This window comes from Streptomyces beijiangensis (genome assembly GCF_017315755.1).
In the GTDB taxonomy this organism is placed as follows: domain Bacteria; phylum Actinomycetota; class Actinomycetes; order Streptomycetales; family Streptomycetaceae; genus Streptomyces; species Streptomyces beijiangensis.
The window spans coordinates 1-749 of sequence record NZ_JAFLRJ010001190.1; the positions used below are offsets into that span (position 1 = coordinate 1).

The window sequence follows — 749 nt, forward strand, 5'->3', positions numbered from 1 at the left end:
GGAGGGGCTTGATTTGGGCTGATGTCCCAGGAATTCGCCGCCGCCCTGCGCCGGAGGCGTGCTATTTGGTTTGGACTCGCAGGGCCCGGTGGAGGTCGTCGAGTTGGTCGACCAGTTTGCGGCGCAGGGCCGGGATCATGTCGGCGTTCTTGAGGCAGGCCTCGCCGTGGGCCAGGGCTGTGGGGGTCGTCTCGTACGCGGGGAAGGCGTGGCGGCCCGCCGCCTCGGCGATTGCCGGGCCCCTGCGGGCCGCCAGCGTTACCGCGTCCTCGTAGTAGCGGGGGACGTACTCCCTGGTCAGGGAGGCCTGTTCGGGCTGCCAGAAGCCTTGGGCCGTTGCCGTGAAGAGGTAGTTGGAGAGGGTGTCCGAGGAGAAGAGGGCCGTCCAGGCCGCCGCCTTGGCCTCGGGGGTGGGCAGGGCCGCGCGGCAGCGGGCCGCGCCTTCCTGGCCGGTGGCGCTGGGGTCGCGGTCGAGTTCGGCTGCGATGGCCGTCTCGTCCGTGGCGCCGAGGACCGCGAGGCGGGTGAGGATGCGCCAGCGCAGTTCGGGGTCGAGTTCGGGGCCGCCGGGGACGCTGCCGTCGGCGAGCCAGCCCTGGATGGTCTCGGGCTGGGTGGCGGCGGCGATGAGGTGGCGTACGGCGATGAGCCGCAGTCCCGCGTCGCTGCCGTTCCGCTTCGCTACGCCTCGACTGTCATATCGGACTTCGGAGGTCGAGCCCTCGGTGCGCCGGATCAGGTCCCGGCAG

The 749-nt window shown here is 71.8% G+C and carries 1 protein-coding gene; it reads right to left on the reverse strand.

Annotated elements, in window-relative coordinates; translation table 11 throughout:
- Positions 1-61: 61 nt before the first annotated feature.
- On the reverse strand, positions 62-749 hold a 688-nt coding region (locus J0695_RS41125; protein ID WP_206969910.1), incomplete at its 5' end, for an ERAP1-like C-terminal domain-containing protein.